The following is a 21,711-nucleotide window of genomic DNA, read 5'->3' as shown; positions in this document are numbered from 1 at the left end:
CCCCATGCTAACTGATATTTGTGTGTTTACTACATAAATACACACATAAAATCTGTTTAATCTGCATCGGACTACACCGGTCAACGAGCCCCAAGGGCCGCGCCGAAAGCGATGAGGGGGAATAGGAAGAATGAAGCGACGTTTCAACGGGACGCAGGTGATCGGCGCCGCCCTGGCGGGTGTCATTGGTGGCGTGTCGCTGGCCGGCGCCGGCCGGGCGGTGGCGGCGGATGCCGCCGAGGGCGGCATTCCGGAAATCATCGTCACCGCCCAGCGCCGAGAGCAATCGGTTCAGGACGTGGGCCTGTCCGTTTCCGTGCTGTCGGGCGCGGACCTGGCGGCGCACCACGTGAACTCGGTCAACGACCTGCAGAACCTGACCCCGGGGCTGGAGGTCATCAACGCTTTCGGCGGCGGCCAGCCGCAGTTCCGCATCCGCGGCGTCGGCTTCAACGACTACGCGTCCAACAACACGCCCACGGTCGGCATCTATGTGGATGAGGTGGCCTATCCCCTACCCATCATGACCCAGGGCCTGATCTACGACGTGGACCGGGTGGAGGTGCTGCGCGGACCGCAGGGCGTGCTGTACGGCCGCAACACCACCGGAGGCGCCATCAACATCCTGACCGCGGAGCCCACGGACGTCGTATCGGCCGGCATCACCGGCGATTACGGCAGCTACAACGCCAGCAAGATCGAGGCCTTCGTCTCCGGCCCCGTCAGCGGCACGGTCAAGGTGCGCCTGTCGGCGACAACCCAGCAGGGCGGCGCCTGGCAGACCAACCGGGTGACCGGCCAGGATCTGGGCAATGCCAACCGCAGCGCCGTGCGCGCCAAGATCGACTGGGCGGCCACGCCGGACACGGACGTGAAGCTGAACCTGCATTACGGCCGCGATCTGTCGGACGGCAGCGGCGCCTATGTCTTCAACCCCATCGCCCAGGCCACGGGGCTGACGGTGAAAGCCGACACCGACCCGTCCAAGACCGGCTGGGGCCTGTCGCCCGCCTTCGCGCGCCTGATCGGCGCCGACCCATCGTCCAAGCCCTTCCGCAACAACAGCAGCGGCGGCGCCGACCTGACCATCGAGCACCGGTTCGAGGACTTCAAGCTGACCAGCATCACGGCGTGGGAAGCCCTGAACCGGAAGGAGTTCAACGACTGGGACGGCACGGCCTATCACGACGCCGACGAATACTTCAACAGCCGGGCCCAGGACGTCTCCCAGGAAGTACGCCTCAGTTCAACCGCACCCGGAAAACTGCAATGGGTGGGCGGCCTCTATTACGCGCACGAGACATTGCGTGAGGCCTTCCTGTCCGACTTCACGGACAATTACGGCTTCATCGCCAACACCCGGTATCACCAGACCGCTGAATCCATCGCCGGCTTCGGCCAGCTGGACTATGCCGCCACCGACCGGCTGAAAGTCACCCTGGGCCTGCGGGAGGAGCATGAGGATCGTACCCTGTACGATTTCACCACCAGCACCATCCCCTATGTCGGCCTGGGCGTGGGCACGGCCAGCGTGCCGACTGGTTTCACCCAAACCACCGGCAAGGTGGGTGTTGAATACAAGATCAGCGACCCCGTCCTGCTGTACGCCAACATCAGCCGGGGGGTGAAGTCCGGCGGCTTCACCGCCTACAACACGCTGGCGCTAAGCGGCCTGAAGCCCTTCGCCCCGGAAGTGCTGTGGGCCTATGAGGCGGGCGTGAAGTCCGACCTGCTGGACCACACCCTGCGCCTGAACGCCTCGGCCTATTATTACGACTACCATAACCAGCAGGTGCAGTCGGTCGTCATCGACCAGGTTTACGGCGCCATCGGCAAGATCGTGAACGCCCCCCGGTCTGAAATCTACGGCGCGGAACTGGAGGCGCAGTGGGCCCCGGCCCATACTGGCCTGCTGTTCACCCAGGGACTGGGCCTGTCGCATGGCGAGTACAAGGAGTTCAAGGCGGTCAACACCGCCGCGTCCTTGGCCACCTGCTACCCCTGCACCGCCGTCTATTCCGATCTCTCGGGCCAGGAATTGGGCTTCCCCCGCATCACCTATAACGGCAGCGCCAGCTATGATTGGAAACTGCCAGGCTACAGCCTCACGGCGGAGGCGGACTACAGCTATCGCGGCAACCTGCGCTCCAGCCTGGGCAGCACCTATAACGTCCGTGGCTACTGGCTGGCCAACGCCTCGGTCACGCTGAAGCCGGAGCAGGGTCCGTGGACGGCCACGGTCTATGGCCAGAACCTCTTCGACAAACGCTATGATCTGACCCGCAACTTCTTCACCAACGCCGACATCGCCATCCCCGGCCGGCCGGCGACCTGGGGCATCCGCCTGGGCTATCTATACTGAGAACACCCGCATCCCCCCCCCTCGCCCCGACCGGCGATTGAGGGGGCGAAGCAACCCTGTGACGGCAACCCTTGCCGGGACGCCGTCACCGGCCTGACAGTGTTTCCGCAACAGTCGCGAGCCATCGGCCATGAGCGCGTTCGAGGATTTCCTGGGCAACCCCATCACGGCGGACGGCGACCATGGCGCCAGCCTGATCGATGACTTTGTCGGTGGCTTCCTGGCGTATGAGACGCGGGCCGTCAACCTGCTGGCGGTGGCGGATGAGGCGGTGGACCTGCCCCTGGCGCAGACCTATGCCGGCATGCTGTGGATGTTCCTGGAATCCACCGACGGCCCGGCGCGCGCGGCCCCCTATGTGGCCCGTGCGCTGGTGGCCGCCCGGCACGGCACCCGGCGCGAACAACTGAACGCCGCCCTGCTGGACGCCTGGTGGCGGGACGACATCCCCGCCGCCCTGCGCCTGGGCGACCAGATCGCCGACGAATTCCCCCGGGACCTGGCGGCGGTGAAAATCCACCAGTACCTGAGCTTCAACCGCGGCCAATCGCCGGACATGGTGCGTATCGCCCTGAAAGCCCTGCCCAAGGCCGGTGACGTCGCCTACCTGCACGGCATGCTGGCCTTCGGCTATGAACAATGCCACCTGTTGGATGAGGCGGAGGCGGCGGCCCGCCGCGCCATCACCCTGAAGCGCAAGGAACCCTGGGCCCATCACGCCCTGGCCCATGTGCTGCTGACCCGGGGGGAGATCGACCAGGGCGCCAAATTCCTGCGCGGCGTCCATGACAGCTGGACCGACCTCAATTCCTTCATGTCCACCCATTTGTGGTGGCACTATGCCCTGTTCGTGCTGAGCCAGGGACGCGAGGCGGAGGCCCTGGCCGTCTACGACACCCATGTTTGGGGGATCGACAAGGGCTATTCGCAGGACCAGATCGGCGCCGTGCAGCTGCTGACCCGCCTGGAACTGGCCGGGGTGGCGGTAGGCGACCGCTGGGAAGACCTGGCCAATCACCTGGCCGCCCGCGCCACCGACACGGCCCAGCCCTTCCTGGCGCTGCTGTATCTGGCGGGCCTGGCCCGCGCCGGGCGGGCGGAAGCGAACACCCTGCTGTCCGCCATCCGCGCCCGCGCGGACAGCGCCCCTGACCACAGCCGCGAGACCTGGACGGACGTGGCGGTGCCGGCGGCCGAGGGGCTGGTCGCCTATCACCGGGGGGAGTGGCGCACGGCGGTGCGGCGCCTGGGGCCCGTTCTGCCCCGCCTGGTGGAAGTCGGCGGAAGTCACGCCCAGCGCGACCTGTTCGAACAGGTGGTGCTGGATGCCTACATCAAGGACCGGCGCTGGACACCGGCGCAGCAGATACTGGAAACCCGGCGGGGGTTCGATCCCGTGGGCGTGCCCGTGAACCGTGCCTTGGGTGGGGTCTACGAGGCCCTGGGCCTGCCCAGCCTGGCGCGACAGGCGGCGGCGCGCGCCCAGGCCACGGCCGAGGCTCACCGCCATGACACCCCCTTGGTCACGGCCTGATTCAATGGCTTGGATGATCTTCCTCACACGCCTTGCCAGGTCGGTGATGGTGCTGGCGGTCCTGACAGTGGCCCCCGTGGCCCTCGCCCGCGACAGCCTGACACTGGGCATGCAACTGGAACCAACCGGATTGGACCCGACCGCGGAGGCCTCCGACGCCATTCCCCGCGTGGTCTTCCCCACGGTGTTCGAGGGCCTGGTGCATCTGGGCGTGGGCGGCACGGTGCAACCGCTGCTCGCCACCGACTGGACGGTGACGGCGGACGGCCTGACCTACGTCTTCCACCTGCGGGCCGGCGTACGCTTCCAGGACGGGACTCCTTTCGATGCCGAAACGGTCAAATTCTCGCTTGAGCGCGCCCTCGCCCCGGCCAGCACCAACCCGCAGAAGGTGGCGCTGTCGCACATCGACCATGTGGATGTCATTGATCCGCTGACAGCGGCCGTCCGCCTGAAGGCGCCTTACGGCAGCCTGCTGCAAGTGCTGGGCTGGCCCGCCGCCGTCATGGTCTCCCCCGCCAGCGCCGACGGCAACCTTACCCATCCGGTGGGCACCGGCCCCTATACCGTGGCCGACTGGCAGCGGGGCAGCGCCATCACCCTGGCGCGCAACCCGGCCTATTGGGGGCCGGCACCGCATCTGGCCAGCGTCACCTATCGCTTCATCGCCGACCCGGCGGCGGCCACCGCCGCCCTGAAGGCCGGTGACATCCAGGGCTTCCCCGCCTTTCCGGCACCGGAAAACATCGCCGCCCTGAAGGCCGACCCGCGCTTCACCGTCGACATCGCCCCCTCGGAAGGCGAAACCCTGCTGGCGCTGAACAACAAGCGCCCGCCCTTCGACAACGTGCTGGTGCGCCGGGCCCTGTCCCACGCCGTGGACCGCCAGGCCGTCATCCAGGGCGCGATGTTCGGCTATGGCAACGCCATCGGCAGCCACTATCCGCCGCAAAATCCCGGCTATGTCGATCTGACGGGCCTGTACCCGCATGACATCGCCAAGGCCAAGGCCCTGCTGGCGGAGGCGGGATATCCCCACGGCTTCACCGCCACCCTGCGGGTGTTGCCCCTGCCCTATGCCAAGCGCGCGGCCGAGATCATCGCCGCCCAGCTGGCGGAGGCCGGGGTCACGGTGGTGTTGCAGGACGTGGAATGGGCCACCTGGATCACCCAGGTTTATGGCCAGCACGACTATGACATGACCATCGTCGCCCATGTCGAGCCCATGGACTACGACATCTACGGCCGCGACGATTACTATTTCGGCTATTCCAGCCCAGCCTACAAGGCGCTGCTGGCCCGGCTGGACGCCACGGTGGAGGAAAATCAGCGGCTGGCCGTGCTGGGCGACATCCAGCACCGGCTGGCCGACGATGCCGTCAACGTCTTCCTGTTCGAATACCCCTATTTCGGCGTGTGGGACGCCCGATTGCGCGATATCTGGCTGCCCACCCCGGTGCAGCTGGTGGACCTGGCCACGGCGCGCTTCGATGACACCGCGCCCGGAACCGCGGCCCGTGGCGCCACGTCCGCCGGCCGCTGGCTCGCCTGGTCGCTGGGCCTGGCCCTGCTGGGCGCCGTGGCCTTGGCCGCCGCCAAGGCCGGCCCGCGCTATGTTGCCGGGCGCCTGACGGCACTGCTGGCGACCGTGCTGGCCGCCAGCCTGGTCATTTTCCTGGCCCTGCAGGTCATCCCCGGCGACCCCGCGCGGGTGATGATGGGCATGAGCGCCGACCCCGCCGCCCTGGCCGCCTTGCGCCACCAGATGGGCCTGGACCTGCCGGCGCCGCAGCGCTACCTGGCCTGGCTGGCCGGCCTGGTCCGGGGCGATTTCGGCATCAGCTACACCTACCGCGTCGACGTGGGCGCCCTGATGGCGGAGCGGTTGGCCGTGACCCTGCCGCTGACCCTCTACGCCGTGGCGCTGTCCACCGGGCTGGCCCTGGCGCTGGGCCTGCTGGCGGCCTTGGGTGCCGTGCGCGCGCGGGCCGGTCTGGGCGGTGGCCGGATCGACGCCCTGCTGAACGGGGTGGCGCAACTGCTGATCGCCGTTCCCAACTTCTGGGCCGGCACCGTGCTGGCCATCGTCTTCGCCGGCACCCTGCACTGGTTTTCCGCCGGCGGCTTTCCCGGCTGGGACGCCGGGCTGCTGCCCGCGCTGAAGGCCCTGACGCTGCCGGCGGTGGCCCTGGCCGCCCCCCAGGCCGGCATCCTGGCCCGGGTGCTGCGCGGTGAGCTGGTGGAGCAGATGGGCCAGGATTACATCCGCACCGCCCGGGCCAAGGGCCTGAGCCAGGTCCAGGCCCTGGTGCGCCACGCCCTGCCCAACGCGCTGGTGCCGGCGCTGACCATCCTGGGCATGCAGTTCTCCTTCCTGTTGGCGGGGGGCATCATCATCGAAAACGTCTTCTTCCTGCCGGGCCTGGGCCGCCTGGTCTTCCAGGCCGTGGCCCAGCGCGACCTGATCGTGGTGCAGGGCGTGACCGTGGGCCTGGTGGCGGCCGTGGTCTTCGTCACCTTCCTGGTCGACCTGGCCAACGCCGCGGTGGATCCGCGCCTGAAAGGGGGGCGCCGCCCATGACCGTGATGATCACCCTGGAGGCGACGCCGGATGGCGCGGAACACCGATCCCGGGCCTTGGCCGCCGGTCTTCTGCTGACCGGGCTGGTGGTGGGCGCCGCCCTGCTGTCGCTCGTCTGGACACCCTACGACCCCACGGCCATCAATGTCGCCGGCCGCCTGGCGGCACCTTCAGCCGCCCATTGGTTCGGCACCGACGCCTATGGACGGGACGTCTTCTCCCACGTTCTGGCGGGGGCGCAAAGCGCCCTGGCCGTGGCGCTGGCCGCCGTGGGCGTGGGCCTCGCCGCCGGCGTGCCGCTGGGCCTCCTGGCCGCCGCCCGCCGGGGCTGGGTGGACGAGGTCACGATGCGCGCCAGCGATATCGTCTTCGCCTTTCCCGCCCTGGTCACCGCCGTGCTGATCGCCGCCCTCTGCGGCCCCGGCGCGGTGGACGCCATCGCCGCCATCGGCCTGTTCAACATCCCCGTCTTCGCCAAGGTGACGCGCGCCGCGGCGCAGGGCGTCTGGGCGCGAGACTACACCCTGGCCGCCCGACTGGCCGGCAAGGGCGGCGGCCGCATCTCCGTCGAGCATGTGTTGCCCAACATCGCCGGCCTGCTGCTGGTGCAGGCCACCATCCAGCTGTCGCTGGGCATCATCGCCGATGCCGGCCTGTCCTTCGTGGGATTGGGCACCCAGGCCCCCCGTCCCAGCTGGGGCCGCCTGCTGGCGGACAGCCAGACGCTGGCGGGACAGGCGCCCTGGCTGGTGCTGTTCCCTGGCCTCGCGGTCTTGGCCGCCGTGCTGGGCTTCAACCTGTTGGGCGAGGGCTTGCGCGCCCGTTTGGATTTGAAGCGGGGCCTGTTCGCCCGACGGGGACGCTGAGCCATGACCCTGCTGGACATCCAGGACTTCAGCCTGACGGTGGCTGGACGCGACATCCTGAAGTCCCTGTCGCTGACGGTGGCGCCGGGACGGATCGTCGCCCTGGTCGGGGCCTCAGGCTCCGGCAAGTCCATGACCGCCCTGTCGGTCCTGGGCCTGGCGCCCCCCGGCGCGCGCATCCGGGGCAGCATCCGCCTGGGGGGGCGGGAACTGACCAGCCTGTCGGACCGGGAGATGGACGCGGTGCGCGGCCGTGACGTGGGCCTGGTGTTCCAGGAACCGATGACCGCCCTGAACCCCGTGCTGTCCATCGGCGCCCAGGTGGCGGAGACGGTGCGGGTGCACACAGCGGCCAGCCGGGCGGAGGCGGCGCGCATCGCCGACGCCATCCTGACCCGCGTGGGCCTGCCGGCCGACCGCTTCCCGCGCAGCCGGCGCCCGCATGAGCTGTCGGGGGGGCAGCGCCAGCGCGTGGCCATCGCCGCCGCCCTGGCGCTCAGGCCAAAGCTGCTGATCGCCGATGAGCCGACGACGGCGCTGGATGTCACCACCCAGGCCCGCATCCTGGATTTGCTGGTCGATCTGGTGCGGCGGGACGGGCTGGGCCTGCTGCTGATCAGCCACGACTTGGCGCTGGTGGCCGGCGTGGCCGACCAGGTGGTGGTCCTGCACCAAGGGGAGGTGGTGGAGGCGGGATCGCCCGCCACGGTCTTCAACACTCCCCAGCATCCCTATACCCGCCGCCTCCTGGCCGCGACGGAGCCGGTGCGCCGCCAGCCGGCCCCCCCGCCACCCGGTCAGCCGTCCTCACTGGCCGCGCCCCTCCTCGTCGCCCGGGGCATCGTCCGCGACTACCCCCTGCCCCGTGCCAGCTGGTGGGGCAAGGCCACCCATCTGCGCGCCGTGGATCAGGCCAGCCTGGCCATCCACCGGGGAGAGAGCGTGGGCATCGTGGGAGAGTCGGGCTCCGGCAAGTCCACCCTGCTGCGCACCCTGCTGGCGGCCGACGCCCCACAAGGGGGAGAGGTGCGCCTGTTGGGTCAGCCCTGGTCGGCCGCGACGGAGGCCGCCCGCCGCCCGCTGCGGCGCCATGTGCAGATGGTGTTCCAGGACCCGGTGGGCAGCTTCGACCCCCGCTGGCGGGTGGAGCGGCTGGTGGCGGAGCCGCTGGCCCTGCTGGACCCGCCGCCCGGGGCGGCGGAGCGGCGCCGGCGGATGGAGGATCTGCTGGTCCAGGTCGGCCTGGCGCCGGAGGATGCCGACCGCCACCCGCACGAATTTTCCGGCGGCCAGCGCCAGCGCATCGCCATCGCCCGCGCCCTGGCGGTTTCCCCCGATTTGATCGCGTTCGATGAGGCGACATCGGCCCTGGACGTGCTGACCCGGGCGCAGATCCTGGACCTGCTGGCCGACCTGTCACAGCGTCTGGGCCTGGCCTACCTGGTGGTGTCCCACGATCTTGCGGTGGTGCGGGCCCTGACCGACCGGGTGCTGGTCATGCAGGGCGGCCGCGTTGTCGAGGAAGGACCGACGCTGGAGGTGCTTAACCGGCCCCGGCATCCCTATACCACCAGCCTATTGGCGGCGACGCCGACGCTGGCCGGCACCCAGGTCGCCTGATGGCTGCGGGACTACTGCGCTCGAGGCTGGCCATCCCCGGCATGATAGACCGCGCGGGCGATGGCGCGGGCCAGGCAGTCGGCGGCGGCGGAACCGATGCGCGCCACCTGCGCCCATCGGCTGCCCTTGTCAGACGACAGCGCGGCCCCCTGGGCCACGGCGAACACGGTGTCGCCATCGAAGGGGGTATGGGCGGGGCGCACGGCGCGGGCCAGGCCATCCTGCGCCATCATCGCCATCCGCGTGCATTCCGCCGTGGTGAGATCGACCGACGCCGCGACCACGGCGATGGTGGTATTGGCGCCCGGCGTGGGACTGCGCCGCGCGCCCAGGCGCGACAGCTCCGGCACCGGGTCGCTGACATCCACCGGCCCGCTTGGCCGGCGGTCGCCAAATTCACCGTTGATCTCGAATGGCCAAGCCCAGTAGGTGCGCCCGTCGGGCATGAAGACCGAGCCCAAGGGATTGGCCGCGACCAGGGCCCCGACCATCAGGCCATCGCCCAGATCGATGGAGGCCGTGCCCACGCCCCCCGGGATCAGCCCAGCCATGGCGCCCCGTCCGGCGCCCACGGCGCCCTGGTCCACGTCGCTGCCGGCGGCCTCGACCGCCCGCAACCCCAGATCACGGTAAGGCGGATGCAAGCCCCAGTCCTTGTCACCGCCGTTGGCCAAGTCATAGAGCACGGCGGCGGGGACCAGGGGGACGGCCGGGGTTCCGGGCCACAGCGTCAAGCCCATGCCCTGCTGAGACAGCGCCGCCGCCACACCGTCGGCCGCCCCCAACCCGAAAGCGGATCCGCCGGCCAGCACGATGGCATGGGCCCGGCCCACCAGGTTTTCGGGCGCCAACACCTCCGTCTCGCGCGTGCCGGGGCCGCCGCCGCGCACATCGACGCCGCCAGCCCAGCCCGTGGCGTTCCCCACCGGCCCACACAGCAGGACGGTGACGCCGGTGCGCGCCCGCTCATCCGTGGCGTGGCCAACGGTCAGTCCGGGAACGTCGGTGATGGCGTTGCGGGGTCCGGGGGCAGGCATGATACGGTTTTCCAGGAGTTTGACGGTGCAGCCGCCGCGACCGTCCGGGCCGCGACTGCGCGGATAGTCCCCTTTACCCCTCGCTCCTTCAACGGGAAACGCCATGTCGGACACGACTGACCTGCCCCTCGCCACCGCCCGCCTGGTGACCGCCCCGGACACGGTCACGGTCCGGCCCGACCGGCCACCGCTGAGCCTGCTGGTGCATGAGGGCGGCGCCCGCGCCGACACCACCGTCTTCCTCTGCCATGGCAGCGGCGGCAACAAGAACCAGTGGCGCCACCAATGGGCCGCTCTCGTAAAGGCCGGCGTGCGCATCGTCGCCTGGGATTTCGTCGGCCATGGCCAGAGCCCGCAGCCCCGGGAATGGGGCGCCTACCAGGGTAGTCATCTGGTGGCGGACTATCGCCAAATCCTGGACACCTACGGCCCGCCAGCGGGCCAAGGCAGGATCATCCTGGCCGGCCATTCCTACGGCTGCCGCCTGACGCTGAGCCTGCTGCAGGGCCTGGCGGCCGAAGGACGGCTGGACCGCGTGTCGGCGGCCCTGCTGCTGGGCCCACCCTCGCCCCTGGTCCAGCTAGGCGCCAACCCGCTGGGCTGGCTGCCCCCCTTCGTGCTGGAATGGATACGCCCCCTCATCTCCGCCAAGTTCCGCGCCCTGGCCTGGCACCCGGACGCCGACGCGGCGATCATCGCCTTCGAGGAACAGGCGACCAAGGGCAACAGCCTGTTCATGATGAAGGCGCTGATGAGCCAGGCGGCCCACCCCGACCCGGCGGCACTGGCGGACCTGACCCTGCCCATCACCGTCGTGGCCGGATCCGGCGACGGCCTGACCCCGCCGGCCGGGGCCCGTGACCTAGCCCGCCGCCTGCCCAACGCCACCTATGTGGAATTCGAGCGTTGTGGTCATCAGATCATGCTGGAGAAGCCGGCCGAAACCAACGCCTTGCTGCTGAAGCTGATCGGGGTTTAAGGCCCTGAGGGCGGTGAGGAAGGGTCACTCATAGCGCAGCGCACCCACCGGCGTGGCGCTGGCGACCCGCACCACGTGGACAGCCACCGTGACCAGGGCCACCACCAAGGCCAGTGCCCCCGCCGCCACGAAGGTCAGCGGCGCCTGGTCCACCCGCACGGTGAACTGCGACAGCCAGACGTGCAGCGCCCACCAGACGACGGGCCAGGCCACCAGATTGGCCACCAGCACAGGCCGGGTGAACTGCCACGCCATCAGCCGCATGATGTCGGACACGCCGGCGCCCACCACCCGGCGGATGCCGATCTCCTTGGTTCGGCGGGCGGCGGTCAGCGCCGTCAGGCCGAACAAGCCCAGATTGGCCAAAACGACGGCCAGGCCGCCAAACGCGGCCAATATCTGGCCCTGCCGCCGTTCCGTCTTGTACAGGCCCTCGATACGCTCATCGACGAAGCCATGGCGGAGATAGTCGGTGTCGGGATAGAACTTGTCGACCGCGCGGTTCACGGCATCGACCGTGGCGCGCTGGTCGCCAGCGGCAAGGCGCAGGGTCATGTGTCGGCCGCCGGCCTTGATCTGGAACATCAGCGGCTCGTCAGCATGGCGCGCGGATTGGAAGCGCATGTCCGCCACCACCCCGACCACCTCGGTAGGGTTCTTGCCGTCGGCGTACAGCCGTTCCCCCACCGCGTCCCCGGGCTTGGTATAGCCCATGCGACCCGCCGCCGATTCCGTGAGGACGGCGTAGCGGGGCGTCTGCTCGTCCACGGCCTCCGCCTTCCAGCCGGCGGGCAGGCCGCCGCCCGCCACCAGCCGCGCGCCATAGGTGGCGAAGAAATCCTCGTCGCCGGTAAAGACCTCGATGCCCCGCGCCTGGCGCAAGGTGCTGCGGGTATTCTCCGGCAGGTCAAAGCTGGACAGGCTTTCGGAGCTGTCGGCCGGCACCAGATTGGACAGGGCGACGGCCCGCACACCGGGGAGGTGCGCCAATTCCTTCTTCAAGGTGGCGGCCCGGCCATCACCGGTGGGCAGGTTGCTGACGACGTACAGGCTTTCCGGCTGATAGCCCAGGCCAGCGGCCTGAACATGCGCGACCTGGCGCTGCACCGTCAGCGTCGCCACCATCAGCGCGATCGACACGGCGAACTGGCCAACAACCAGCACGGCGCGCACACGGCTGGCACCGGGCGCCTGGGCCTTGCCCTTCAGCACCTCCCCCGGCCGGTAGCCTGACAGGACCAGGGCGGGGTAGAAGCCACCCATGACCCCCACTACCAGCGGCGTGGCCAACGCCAGGGGCAACAGCCAGCCCCGCGTCAAGGGCGCCAGGGCGATGTCCCGGCCGACCAGGGCCTGGAAGGCCGGCATGGCCAGTTCCATGAGCGCCAGGGCCGCCACCGTGCCCAGCGCGGCCAGGGCCACCGCCTCACCGGTGAACAGGGCCACCAATTGGCGCCGCCGGGCGCCCACCAGCTTGCGGATGCCCACCTCCCGCGCGCGGTTGATGGCCTGCGCGGTCGCCATGTTGGTATAGTTGGCGATGGCGATGCCCAGGATCAGCAAGGCGACGCCCCCCAGGACCTGCAGCGTGCCGACATCGCCGCCGGGCGTGATGTCACCCAGCGCCTTGATATGCAGATAGATATCGGGCACCGGGTCCAGACGCAGGCTCAGCATGTTGTCCATGCCACCGCCGGCCTGGTCCGGATTGGGCGGGTTGTGGCGGTTGACGAAGGCGGGCAGCGCGTCGGCCACGGCCTTGGCCGACGCCCCCTTGGCCAGGCGGACATAGGTCACGGCACCAGAAATGTCGGTCCACGACGCGGCCTTCTGATGGGCCCAGGACTTGGGCCCCCGCGCGGCCTCGGCGGCGATGGCGGCAAAGACGAGATGGCTTTGCGGCGGGGGCGCCAGGATGCCGGTGACGGTCAGGGTGGCGCCGTTGCGCACCTGGACCGTCCGGCCCAGGGGATCGGCATCACCGAACAGGGTACGGGCCAGCGCCCGGGTCACCACCACCCCGTCCGGCCGGGCCAGCGCCGTGGCGGGATCGCCCCGTTCCAGCGGGTAATCCAGCACCTGCAGGAAATTCGGGTCGGCCCACAGCATCTTCTGTTCAAAGAAGCGCGGGGCGGTGCCCAGCATCACCCGGTCGTTCTCCATGCGGGTGGCGGCCTCGATCTCCGGCACCTCCTGCGTCAGGGGGCCGGGCAGCTCCGTCGGGGCAAAGACCAGCTTGATGGCCTGGCCGCCCACATTCAGCTGACCGCCCACGCGATAAAGGCGATCGGCCGCGGTGAAGCCATGGTCCACCGTCCCTTCCTCCGCCACATAGAGGCTGACCAAGAGGAAGGCGGCGATACCGACGGCCAGGCCCAGCAGGTTGAGCAAGGTGAACAGCAGGTGGCGGCGCAGGAAGCCGGACAGCGCGATCATCGGCGGGGCCCTCCTCTCACTCATACCGCAAGGCGCCGACCGGCGGCGCCTGGGTCACCCGGATGACATGAACGGCCACGGTGGCCAACGCCACCGCGAGCGCGGCCCCTCCAGCCGCCACGAAGGTCAGCGGCGCCTGATCCACCCGCACGGTGAACTGCATCAGCCAGCGATGCAGCCCCCACCAGGCCACGGGCCAGGCGATCAGGTTGGCGATCAGCACCGGCCGCGCGAACTGCCAGGCCAACAGCCAGGCGATGTCGCGGGCGCGGGCGCCCACCACCCGGCGGATGCCGATCTCCTTCGTCCGCCGGGCGGCCGCCAGGGCGGTCAAGCCGAACAGGCCCAAATTGGCCAGGATGATGGCCAGGGCGCTGAAGATGGCGAAGACCTTGGCCTGCCGCTCCTCCGTCCGGTACTGAGCCTCCAGCCGATCATCGGCGAAGCCGCGCGGCACGCGGCGCGCCTCGGGGTACAGCTTGTCCACCAGGGCGTTGACGGCGGCCACGGCCGGCCGGGGGTCGCCCGCCGCCAGTCGCACCGACAGGAAGCCGCCGCTGCTGCCGATGGCGAACATCAACGCCTCGTCCGCATCGCGGGCCGTGCGGAAGCGGACGTTGCCAATGACACCGGCCACCTGCACCACTTCCCCTTCGTCGGCGGTGTAGTGGTCACCGACCGCATCCGCTGGGTTGGGGTAGCCCAGGCGCTTGGCCGCCGCCTCCGTCAGCCAGACGTAGGACGGGCCGCCTTTCTCCGTCGGGCGCCATCCGGGCGGCAAAGGCATGCCGGCCTTCAGGTCCAGACCGTATGTCGTGATGAATTCGGGATCCGCCGAGAATTCCGGCATGAAGATCTTGCCCGGTGTCGCGCCATGCGCATCGGCGGGCACGGTGAACTCCCCCATGCTCTGGCTGATGTCGGCCGGCACCAGGTTGGAAAAGGCCGCGGCCCGCACGCCGGGCAGCCGGGCCAGCTCCGCCTTCATCGTGGCGGCCCGCTGGGCGTCGTTGGGCAACCGGCCGATGATGTAGAGGTTTTCCGACTGGAAGCCCAAGGCGGCGCTGCGGGCGTGGTCCACCTGGCGCTGCACCGTCACCGTGGTGATGATGAGGGCGATGGAGATGGCGAACTGGGCCACCACCAGCACAGCGCGCAGCCGGCCGGCCGCCGGCGCCACACCGCCCTTCAGCACCTCCGCCGGGCGATAGCCGGACAGCACCAGGGCGGGGTAGAGGCCGCCCAGCACCCCGACCACCACGGGCGTCGCCGACACCAGGGCCAGGAAAGCGCCGCCCCGCAGCAGGGAGAAGCTGAGCGATCGTTCCACCAGCGCCTGGAAGGGCGGCAACAGCACCTCCACCACCGCCAGGGCGGCCAGCGTGCCGGCGATGGCCAGCGCCACCGACTCCCCCGTGAACAGGGCCACCAGCTGCCAGCGCCGCGCGCCGGCCAACTTGCGGATGCCGACCTCACGCGCCCGCTGGATGGCCTGGGCCGTGGCGAGGTTGGTGTAGTTGGCGATGGCCACCCCCAGGATCAGCAGGGCGGCACCCGATAGGATGCCCAGCGTGCCGACATCGCCGCCGGGCTTGACCTGGTTGAAGGTCTTGATGTGCAGGTGGATGGCGGGAACCGGGTCCAGGCGGAGGGACAGGAAGCCAGCGCGCATGTCATCCGGCAGTTCCGTCAGCACGGCGCGGCGCTTCACGAAATCCGCGAACCGCCCCTGAACCGCCTCCGGAGACGCGCCGGGCATCAGGCGGGCATAGACGGCGGTCTCACCGACGTGGCTCCATTGTTCACCCGCCATGTGGGCCCAGTTCTTGGCGCCCCGCCCGCTGTCGGCGGCGATGGCCTTGAAATTCAGATGGGTTTCGGCCAGGGGCCGCAGCACCCCGGTGACGGTCAGCATCTGCCCGTCCGGCGCCTGGAGGGTGCGGCCCATGGGGTCGGCGTCACCGAACAGGGTGTGGGCCAGGGCCGGTGTCACCACCAGGCCATCCGGCCGCGCCAGCGCCGTGGCGGCATCGCCCTGGACCAGGGGATAATCCAGCACCTGCAGCAGGTTGGGGTCCGCCCACAGCAAGGGCACGTCAAAGCCGCGGTCGCCCTCCCGCAGTTCCACCACCTCTTCCGAGGCGCGGGTCACCGCCTCCACCTCCGGGAAATCCTGCGCCAAAGGCTCAGCCAACAACGGCGTGGACGCGCCCAGCACCACGACGTTGCCGCCCAGCGACAGGGTGCTGGCCACGCGGTAGAGGCGGTCGGCCCCGGTGAACCCCCGGTCCACCGACAGCTCCCCCGCCACATACAGGCTGACCATCAGGAATCCGGCGATCCCCGCCGTCAGACCGAAAAGGTTGAGAAGGGTGACCAGCGCGTGGCGGCGAAAGAAGGGCGGCAGGACGGTCATTCAGCGGTTCCCCCGGTTGCGGAATGAAGTCCGGCCGATAAGCAAGGTGTATGCCTATCGTTAAGGTACTGATTTTATGAATAATAGGAAGCGCACCCCTTTGTCCGTTCCCGGACAGTGTCCGCCAGCGGACACCCATCGCGCACATAGCCACCGCCTGCCACCCGCGGCGCCGTTCAACGGCTATGACGCCGTGCCATCCCGTTCGCGGCGGCCATAGGGCTAATCCCCATAGGCATCGGGGCCGAAGGAAGGTGGCCCGGGCTTCGCCACCACCGTGGGCGGCAGGGTGTCCGGATCGTTCATCACGCGGACCACGGTGCAGGTGCGGCCCTGTCCGTCGGACGCGACCTCCAATGACGGGCGGTGCATCAGCAGGGCGATGATGACAAGCGACAGCAGCCCCAGCAGCACGCGCGAAAGCGCGCCGCCGGCACCGCTGAATGAGCGGGCGGTCATGATAGGGGTCCTTTGGGGTTGGGGGTTTGAAGCCTGGCATTGGGCCGGTCAGTGAGCGACCCTCCGGCAGGCCGCTCCGTCACAGGCGAAGTATCGGCGGCCGAACACTTGGCAACAATGCGTATTGCGCGCAGTCTGCCTTCGCCAATGGCGAAGGATGAGGACGCCCCATGCAATTCGACCTGACCGACCTGGCCCTGTTCCGCGATGTGGTGGAGGCGGGCAGCATCACCTGGGGGGCGGAACGGGCGCACCTGGCCCTGGCGGCGGCCAGCACGCGCATCCGCAACATGGAGGTGTCGCTGGGCGCCACCCTGCTGGACCGGGGGCGGCACGGCGTGACGCCAACCGCCGCCGGCCGCGCCCTGCTGGCCCACGCCCGCACCATCCTGAACCAGGCCGACCGCCTGCGCGAGGATCTGGGCATCTACGCCGGCGGGGCGGCCGGCCATGTCCGCATCCTGTCAAACACCAACGCCCTGACCGAATTCCTGCCGGAACTGCTGGGCGGCTTCCTGACCGCCCATCCCCTGGTCACGGTGGATGTGGAGGAACGCCTCAGCGATGAGATCGTGGCCGCCATCGCCGACGGCACCGGCGACATCGGCATCGTCGCCGGCACGGTGGAGACGCATGATCTGGAAACCTTTCCCTTCCGCCAGGACCGCTTCGTCCTGGTGGCCGCCCCCACCCATCCCCTGGGCGGGCGCGAGACCGTGACCTTCGCCGAGGTGCTGGACCACGATCTGGTGGGGCTGGACCGGGCGGCCGCCCTGCAGCGCTTCCTGTCCGACCGGGCCGCCCGCGCCGGCCGCCGCCTGCGCCTGCGTGTCCAGCTGCGCAGCTTCGACGCCATCTGCCGCCTGGTGGAAGGCAATGTCGGCATCGGCATCGTGCCGGAAACGACGGCGCGCCGCGCCGCGCGCACCATGAACATCCACTGCGTCGCCCTGACCGACAGCTGGGCGGTGCGCGACCTGAAGGTCTGCACCCGCGGCCGCGCCCACCTGCCGCGCTTCGCCAAGCTGCTGGCCGACCATTTGCTGGCGGAGCCCCCCTATGCCGGCGCCATGGAACAACCCCCGGACGGGCTGTAGCCGCCGCTGGCGCTTTTCCCTACACTCCAGTCCCCCACAAGCCCCTGTCACAATCGCGGGCCGACGCAACGGCCCCCGCACCCGAGGGAGAGATATCCCATGCGCCTGCGGCCCCTGCTCCGCATGATTGCCCTGGCCGGCACCGCCGGTTTCATCCTGGCCGCCACCCCGGCCGGCGCGGTTGAAGCCAAGCCGGATCCCGTCCTGGCGCAAATCGTCGCCTCGCCCGCCCGCTCCCCCCAGTTCCTGGCCCGCGACGCCGCCCGCCACCCCCTGGAGGAATTGACCTTCTTCGGTGTTGCGCCCAACCAGACCGTGATCGAGATCTCGCCCAGCGGGGGCTACTGGACGGAAATCCTGGCGCCCTATCTGCATGACCGCGGCACGTACTACGCCGCCGCCAATCCCCGCGGCACGGACAGCGCCTATGCCAACCGCGAAAACGCCGCCTTTGACGCCAAGCTGGCGGCCGACCCGGCCCGATACGGCAAGATCAAGGTGACCGAATTCGGCAAGGGACATTTCGACATCGCCCCACCGGGCAGCGCCGACCTGGTGGTCACCTTCCGCAACCTGCATAATTGGATGGGCGGGGGATATGCCGACGAGGCCCTGGCCGCCTTCTACCGCGCGCTGAAGCCCGGCGGCATCCTGGGCATGGAGGATCATCGCGGCAGCGATGCCCAGGCCCAGGACCCGAAAGCAACCAGCGGTTATGTCCGTCAGGACTACGCCATCGCCTTGGCCCAAAAGGCGGGGTTCGAATTGGTGGCGACCTCGGAGATCAACGCCAACCCGAAGGACAGCAAGGATTGGCCGGAGGGCGTATGGACCCTGCCCCCCACGCTGGCTCTTAAGGATAGGGACAGGGAGCGCTATCAGGCCGTGGGCGAGGCGGACAATTTCGTGCTGAAGTTCCGCAGGCCGCCGCAATAAGCTGATATCTTTATACAATATTCAGGAAACAAACGAGTCGCGCGTCGTGACCCGAGAGTCGCGGCGCGTCGTCGCGTGCGCGCGACCTCACATGCGTCAAACAGACGCGGCATAGGCCTTAGGTAATATCATTTCGTTTTTTGATGATCCGGCATTTCTGCTGTTATCAAAAATGTGACAAAATTCGCACACCCACCGGTTGATACAAACCGTTACAAAATGGGGCGTTTACTCAATCGCACTTCTGCAAAGTATTTTGATCGCAATCCTGCGGCGATTGCGCGCAGGGCTGGCGGCGCCCCCAAGGGTTGCCGGCCAACGATCAAGACAGAAGAGAGATTGAGGAGAGGCATGAGGGAGATTTCCGTAGTCGCCCGCCGCAAGGCGTGGCGCCATGGTCTTGCCGCCGGCGCCCTGGTGGCCCTGGCCGCGACCACCGCGCAGGCCCAGCAACAGCAAGCCGCCGCCGACGAAGCCCTTGAGGAGATCGTTGTCACCGGTTCGCGCATCGCGCGCCCCAACCTGACCCAGCCCACGCCCGTGCAGGTCATCAGCGCCGAGGCCATCCAGGCCACCGGCCTGACCTCCACCGTCGATGTGCTAAGCCAGCTGCCGCAGACCCAGAACGACATGGGTCCGTCGACCAACGCCCGTTTCATCAACGGCGCCGGCGTCAACTTCGCCAACCTGCGCGGCCTGGGCGAATACCGCACCCTGACCCTGGTGGACGGCAAGCGCCACGTCGGTTCGCTGTCCGGCCGTAATGGTTCCGGCGGCACCTCGCTGGTCGACCTGAACAGCATCCCGACGTCGCTGATCGACCGCATGGAAATCGTCACCGGCGGCACCTCCGCCGTGTATGGCGCTGACGCAGTGGCCGGCGTGGTCAACGTCATTCTGAAGAAGAATTACGACGGCGCCGAGGCGACGATCCAGCACAACTGGTCGCAGGGCGACGGTTTCCAGTCGACCAACGTCAACGCCATCATCGGCCACAATTTCGGCGGCGGCAAAGGCAACATTACCTTCGCCTTCGACTATAACCACGATCTGGGCCTGTACGGCCGCGACCGGCCGGAAGCGCTGTACAACTATTCCCTGGTGGCCAACCCGGCCGGCACGCCGGGCCGGATCAGCATCTCCCCGACCGTGTCTTCGGTGTTCGCGGCCAGCGGCGCCCCGGTTATCCGTACCTGGCTGGACGCCTCACACCCGCAGTACAGCTACACCTTCAAGACCGACGGCTCGGGCATCATCCCGTTCAACCGCGGCACCCTGATCAACGGAATCCCGGCCGGCAATAAGACCAGCGCCGGCGACACGGTGTCCATCGGCGGCGATGGCGTCAACACGTCCAAGTACCTGACGCTGCGCACGCCCAACATCCGCCAAGTGGCCGACACCCTGATCAACTACCGCCTGGCGGAAGACCTGGGCCCCATCGACACGCTGAACTTCTTCAGCGACATGAAGTATTCCGACAGCCGTGGCACCAGCCGGTCCACCCCCATGTCCAACGGCACCGGCACCCCGCCGACGGGCACCAACGGCGTCAGCGGCTCGGGCGCCCTGACCATCCAGGCCGACAATGCCTATCTGCCGTCCGATCTGAAGAGCCTGCTGGCGACCGACAAGATCTCCAGCTTCACCATGACCCGTCTGAACGACGACTGGTATGGCCCGCGCGAGTATTCGTATGAATACGAGGTGATGCGCGGTGTGTTCGGCCTGAACGGCGACCTGACCAACGGCTGGCATTACGAGGCCTACTACGACTACGGCCGCAACCGCACCAGCCTCGTCAACACTGACCGTGTGGTCAGCCTGTTCAACCAGCAGCTGGATGCCGTGAATGTGGGCGGCAAGATCGTCTGCCGCGACGCCACCGCCCAGGCCAACGGCTGCCTGCCCATCAACCCCTTCGTCGTCGGCCCCCTGACCGCCGCGCAGAAGGCCTATGCCTACACCTACACCAAGGAAATGGCGACGCTGCAGCAGCACGACGCCGCCTTCAACCTGAACGGCGATCTGTTCAAGTTCCCGGCGCTGTTCAGCGGCACCGTGGCCCCGGTCAGCTTCGCCGCCGGCTTCGAGTACCGGAAGGAAGAGTCGGTGGACAAGACCGACTTCCTGGCGAACCAGCCCACCGGCACCATCTACGGCAACCAGAACGGTTCCGTGGCCGGTAGCTACGATACCCGTGAATGGTATGGTGAGTTGAGCGTCCCTGTCCTGCGCGACATCCCGTTCGCCAAGGCCGTGGACCTGGACCTCGCCTACCGTTATTCCGACTACTCGCTGGCCGGTCCCGCCAGCACCTGGAACGTCCAGGCCGGCTGGGCCGTCAACGACGACGTGAAGCTGCGCGGCGGCATCGCCCGCGCGGTGCGCGCGCCCAACATCGACGACCTGTTCACTCCTGCCGGCGACAACTTCCTGGGCGTCAGTGATCCTTGCTCGGTGGAGAACATCAACGCCAACGCCACCCGCAAGGCCAATTGCTCGTCCGTGGTGCCGGCCGGCTACAAGTCCACCGACTTCAGCAACCCGTCGGTCCGCACCGGCGGCAACATCAACCTGAAGCCGGAGATCGGCCGCACCCTGACGGTCGGCGCCGTGCTGACGCCGACCTTCATCCCGGGCCTGAACATCACCGCCGACTATTGGCTGGTGAAGATCACCCAGGGCCAGGCGGCGCTGAACCAGAACTCCATCCTGACCAACTGCTATGACCTGGGTGCCACCGCCCAGTGCGCCCTGATCAATCGCCGTGCGGACGGTTCCATCGCCACCATCTACGGCAACACCGTCAATATCGGTAAGGAAGTGGTGCGTGGTCTGGACTTCCAGGTCGACTACTCGTTCGAGTTGGATAAGCTGGGCCTGGAGAACATGGGCGCCTTGGCCCTGGGCTTCACCGGCTCCTGGGTTCCGGAGCACATCGCCATCCAGGATCCGGCGCACGCCGAGAACAAGCTGTACTACGCCGGCACCGTCGGCTATCCGCACCTGAAGGGCCGGTTCACCGGCACCTGGGACTGGAACAACCTGGCGGTAACTTGGTCCAGCCGCTTCATCGGCGAGTCCGAGACCTTCCCGAACCAGGCCGCCACGGCGACCGACTTCAACGTCATTCCCACCTACTGGTACCACGACATCTCCGCCCGCTACCGTTGGAAGAACATCACGGTGTTCGGCGGCATCAACAATCTGGCGGACAAGATGCCCCCGTCCGTGCCCTATCTGTACCAGGGCTCGTACCAGGGCGGTTCGTTCGGCACGTTCCCCGTCACCACCGGTGGTGGCGGTTCGTATGACATCGTCGGCCGTACCTTCTTCGTCGGCACGACGGTGAAGTTCTGATGAGCGCGGGTGCCTGGCGGCAAGG

The 21,711-nt window shown here is 68.6% G+C and carries 13 protein-coding genes; 9 read left to right on the top strand and 4 right to left on the bottom strand.

What is annotated here, in order from left to right; all coding sequences use genetic code 11:
• The first annotated feature begins 130 nt into the window (after nucleotides 1-130).
• The 5 genes from FHS74_RS06145 (at nucleotide 131) to FHS74_RS06125 (ending at nucleotide 8,963) form a co-directional block, all read left to right on the top strand.
• Nucleotides 131-2,362 carry a TonB-dependent receptor gene (locus tag FHS74_RS06145; protein WP_184798547.1) on the top strand — a complete coding sequence of 744 codons (2,232 nt, stop codon included), beginning with the start codon at nucleotides 131-133 and terminating at the stop codon, nucleotides 2,360-2,362.
• A 130-nt stretch (nucleotides 2,363-2,492) separates the two neighbouring features.
• Nucleotides 2,493-3,896, top strand: a complete 1,404-nt coding sequence (locus FHS74_RS06140) for a tetratricopeptide repeat protein (RefSeq protein ID WP_184798545.1) — start codon at nucleotides 2,493-2,495, stop codon at nucleotides 3,894-3,896.
• A gap of 13 nt (nucleotides 3,897-3,909) precedes the next feature.
• Nucleotides 3,910-6,477 (top strand): ABC transporter substrate-binding protein, encoded by a 2,568-nt coding sequence (locus FHS74_RS06135; RefSeq protein ID WP_184798543.1) that lies wholly within the window; start codon nucleotides 3,910-3,912, stop codon nucleotides 6,475-6,477.
• Nucleotides 6,474-7,343: an ABC transporter permease gene (locus tag FHS74_RS06130; RefSeq protein ID WP_246462946.1), complete on the top strand. Its 870-nt coding sequence runs from the start codon at nucleotides 6,474-6,476 to the stop codon at nucleotides 7,341-7,343. The genes FHS74_RS06135 and FHS74_RS06130 overlap by 4 nt, the downstream gene beginning before the upstream one ends.
• 3 nt (nucleotides 7,344-7,346) lie before the next feature.
• Nucleotides 7,347-8,963 (top strand): ABC transporter ATP-binding protein, encoded by a 1,617-nt coding sequence (locus FHS74_RS06125; RefSeq protein WP_184798541.1) that lies wholly within the window; start codon nucleotides 7,347-7,349, stop codon nucleotides 8,961-8,963.
• An 11-nt stretch (nucleotides 8,964-8,974) separates the two neighbouring features.
• Here the strand turns inward: FHS74_RS06125 and FHS74_RS06120 are convergent, their stop codons facing one another.
• Complete coding sequence (locus FHS74_RS06120; RefSeq protein ID WP_184798539.1) at nucleotides 8,975-10,000, bottom strand: P1 family peptidase; 1,026 nt, start codon at nucleotides 9,998-10,000, stop codon at nucleotides 8,975-8,977.
• 103 nt (nucleotides 10,001-10,103) lie between these two features.
• On the opposite strand from FHS74_RS06120, the gene FHS74_RS06115 reads away from it, so the two are divergent.
• On the top strand, nucleotides 10,104-10,979 hold the full coding sequence (locus FHS74_RS06115; RefSeq protein WP_184798537.1) for an alpha/beta fold hydrolase: 876 nt from the start codon (nucleotides 10,104-10,106) through the stop codon (nucleotides 10,977-10,979).
• 24 nt (nucleotides 10,980-11,003) lie between these two features.
• On the opposite strand, the gene FHS74_RS06110 is transcribed toward FHS74_RS06115, so the two are convergent.
• The 3 genes from FHS74_RS06110 to FHS74_RS06100 all read right to left on the bottom strand — a co-directional run bounded on the left by FHS74_RS06110 (nucleotide 11,004) and on the right by FHS74_RS06100 (nucleotide 16,290).
• Nucleotides 11,004-13,415, bottom strand: a complete 2,412-nt coding sequence (locus tag FHS74_RS06110) for an ABC transporter permease (RefSeq protein WP_184798535.1) — start codon at nucleotides 13,413-13,415, stop codon at nucleotides 11,004-11,006.
• A gap of 16 nt (nucleotides 13,416-13,431) precedes the next feature.
• The gene (locus tag FHS74_RS06105) at nucleotides 13,432-15,831 is read right to left on the bottom strand and encodes an FtsX-like permease family protein (protein WP_184798533.1); all 2,400 of its coding nucleotides are present in this window, start codon (nucleotides 15,829-15,831) and stop codon (nucleotides 13,432-13,434) included.
• Nucleotides 15,832-16,053: 222 nt separating this feature from the next.
• Complete coding sequence (locus tag FHS74_RS06100) at nucleotides 16,054-16,290, bottom strand: hypothetical protein (RefSeq protein WP_184798531.1); 237 nt, start codon at nucleotides 16,288-16,290, stop codon at nucleotides 16,054-16,056.
• 170 nt (nucleotides 16,291-16,460) lie between these two features.
• Here FHS74_RS06100 and FHS74_RS06095 point away from each other — a divergent pair, with 170 nt between their 5' ends.
• From FHS74_RS06095 to FHS74_RS06085, 3 genes are all read left to right on the top strand, one after another.
• Entirely contained in the window at nucleotides 16,461-17,387 is a 927-nt protein-coding gene (locus FHS74_RS06095) for a LysR family transcriptional regulator (RefSeq protein ID WP_184798530.1), read from the top strand.
• Nucleotides 17,388-17,486: 99 nt separating this feature from the next.
• Nucleotides 17,487-18,323 (top strand): class I SAM-dependent methyltransferase, encoded by an 837-nt coding sequence (locus FHS74_RS06090; RefSeq protein ID WP_184798528.1) that lies wholly within the window; start codon nucleotides 17,487-17,489, stop codon nucleotides 18,321-18,323.
• Nucleotides 18,324-18,674: 351 nt separating this feature from the next.
• The gene (locus FHS74_RS06085; RefSeq protein WP_184798526.1) at nucleotides 18,675-21,686 is read left to right on the top strand and encodes a TonB-dependent receptor domain-containing protein; all 3,012 of its coding nucleotides are present in this window, start codon (nucleotides 18,675-18,677) and stop codon (nucleotides 21,684-21,686) included.
• The last annotated feature ends 25 nt before the right edge of the window (nucleotides 21,687-21,711 follow it).

This window comes from Nitrospirillum iridis (assembly GCF_014205765.1).
Taxonomy (GTDB): domain Bacteria; phylum Pseudomonadota; class Alphaproteobacteria; order Azospirillales; family Azospirillaceae; genus Nitrospirillum; species Nitrospirillum iridis.
Note: the sequence above shows the minus strand (reverse complement) of the source record. Positions and strands in the feature narration are given on the sequence as shown.

Bases quoted from the DNA above. Each gene is read 5' to 3' on its own strand.
- FHS74_RS06145 (WP_184798547.1), top strand. From the start codon at position 131: ATGAAGCGACGTTTCAACGGGACGCAGGTGATCGGCGCCGCCCTGGCG.
- FHS74_RS06140 (WP_184798545.1), top strand. From the start codon at position 2,493: ATGAGCGCGTTCGAGGATTTCCTGGGCAACCCCATCACGGCGGACGGC.
- FHS74_RS06135 (WP_184798543.1), top strand. From the start codon at position 3,910: ATGATCTTCCTCACACGCCTTGCCAGGTCGGTGATGGTGCTGGCGGTC.
- FHS74_RS06130 (WP_246462946.1), top strand. From the start codon at position 6,474: ATGACCGTGATGATCACCCTGGAGGCGACGCCGGATGGCGCGGAACAC.
- FHS74_RS06125 (WP_184798541.1), top strand. From the start codon at position 7,347: ATGACCCTGCTGGACATCCAGGACTTCAGCCTGACGGTGGCTGGACGC.
- FHS74_RS06120 (WP_184798539.1), bottom strand. From the start codon at position 10,000: ATGCCTGCCCCCGGACCCCGCAACGCCATCACCGACGTTCCCGGACTG.
- FHS74_RS06115 (WP_184798537.1), top strand. From the start codon at position 10,104: ATGTCGGACACGACTGACCTGCCCCTCGCCACCGCCCGCCTGGTGACC.
- FHS74_RS06110 (WP_184798535.1), bottom strand. From the start codon at position 13,415: ATGATCGCGCTGTCCGGCTTCCTGCGCCGCCACCTGCTGTTCACCTTG.
- FHS74_RS06105 (WP_184798533.1), bottom strand. From the start codon at position 15,831: ATGACCGTCCTGCCGCCCTTCTTTCGCCGCCACGCGCTGGTCACCCTT.
- FHS74_RS06100 (WP_184798531.1), bottom strand. From the start codon at position 16,290: ATGACCGCCCGCTCATTCAGCGGTGCCGGCGGCGCGCTTTCGCGCGTG.
- FHS74_RS06095 (WP_184798530.1), top strand. From the start codon at position 16,461: ATGCAATTCGACCTGACCGACCTGGCCCTGTTCCGCGATGTGGTGGAG.
- FHS74_RS06090 (WP_184798528.1), top strand. From the start codon at position 17,487: ATGCGCCTGCGGCCCCTGCTCCGCATGATTGCCCTGGCCGGCACCGCC.
- FHS74_RS06085 (WP_184798526.1), top strand. From the start codon at position 18,675: ATGAGGGAGATTTCCGTAGTCGCCCGCCGCAAGGCGTGGCGCCATGGT.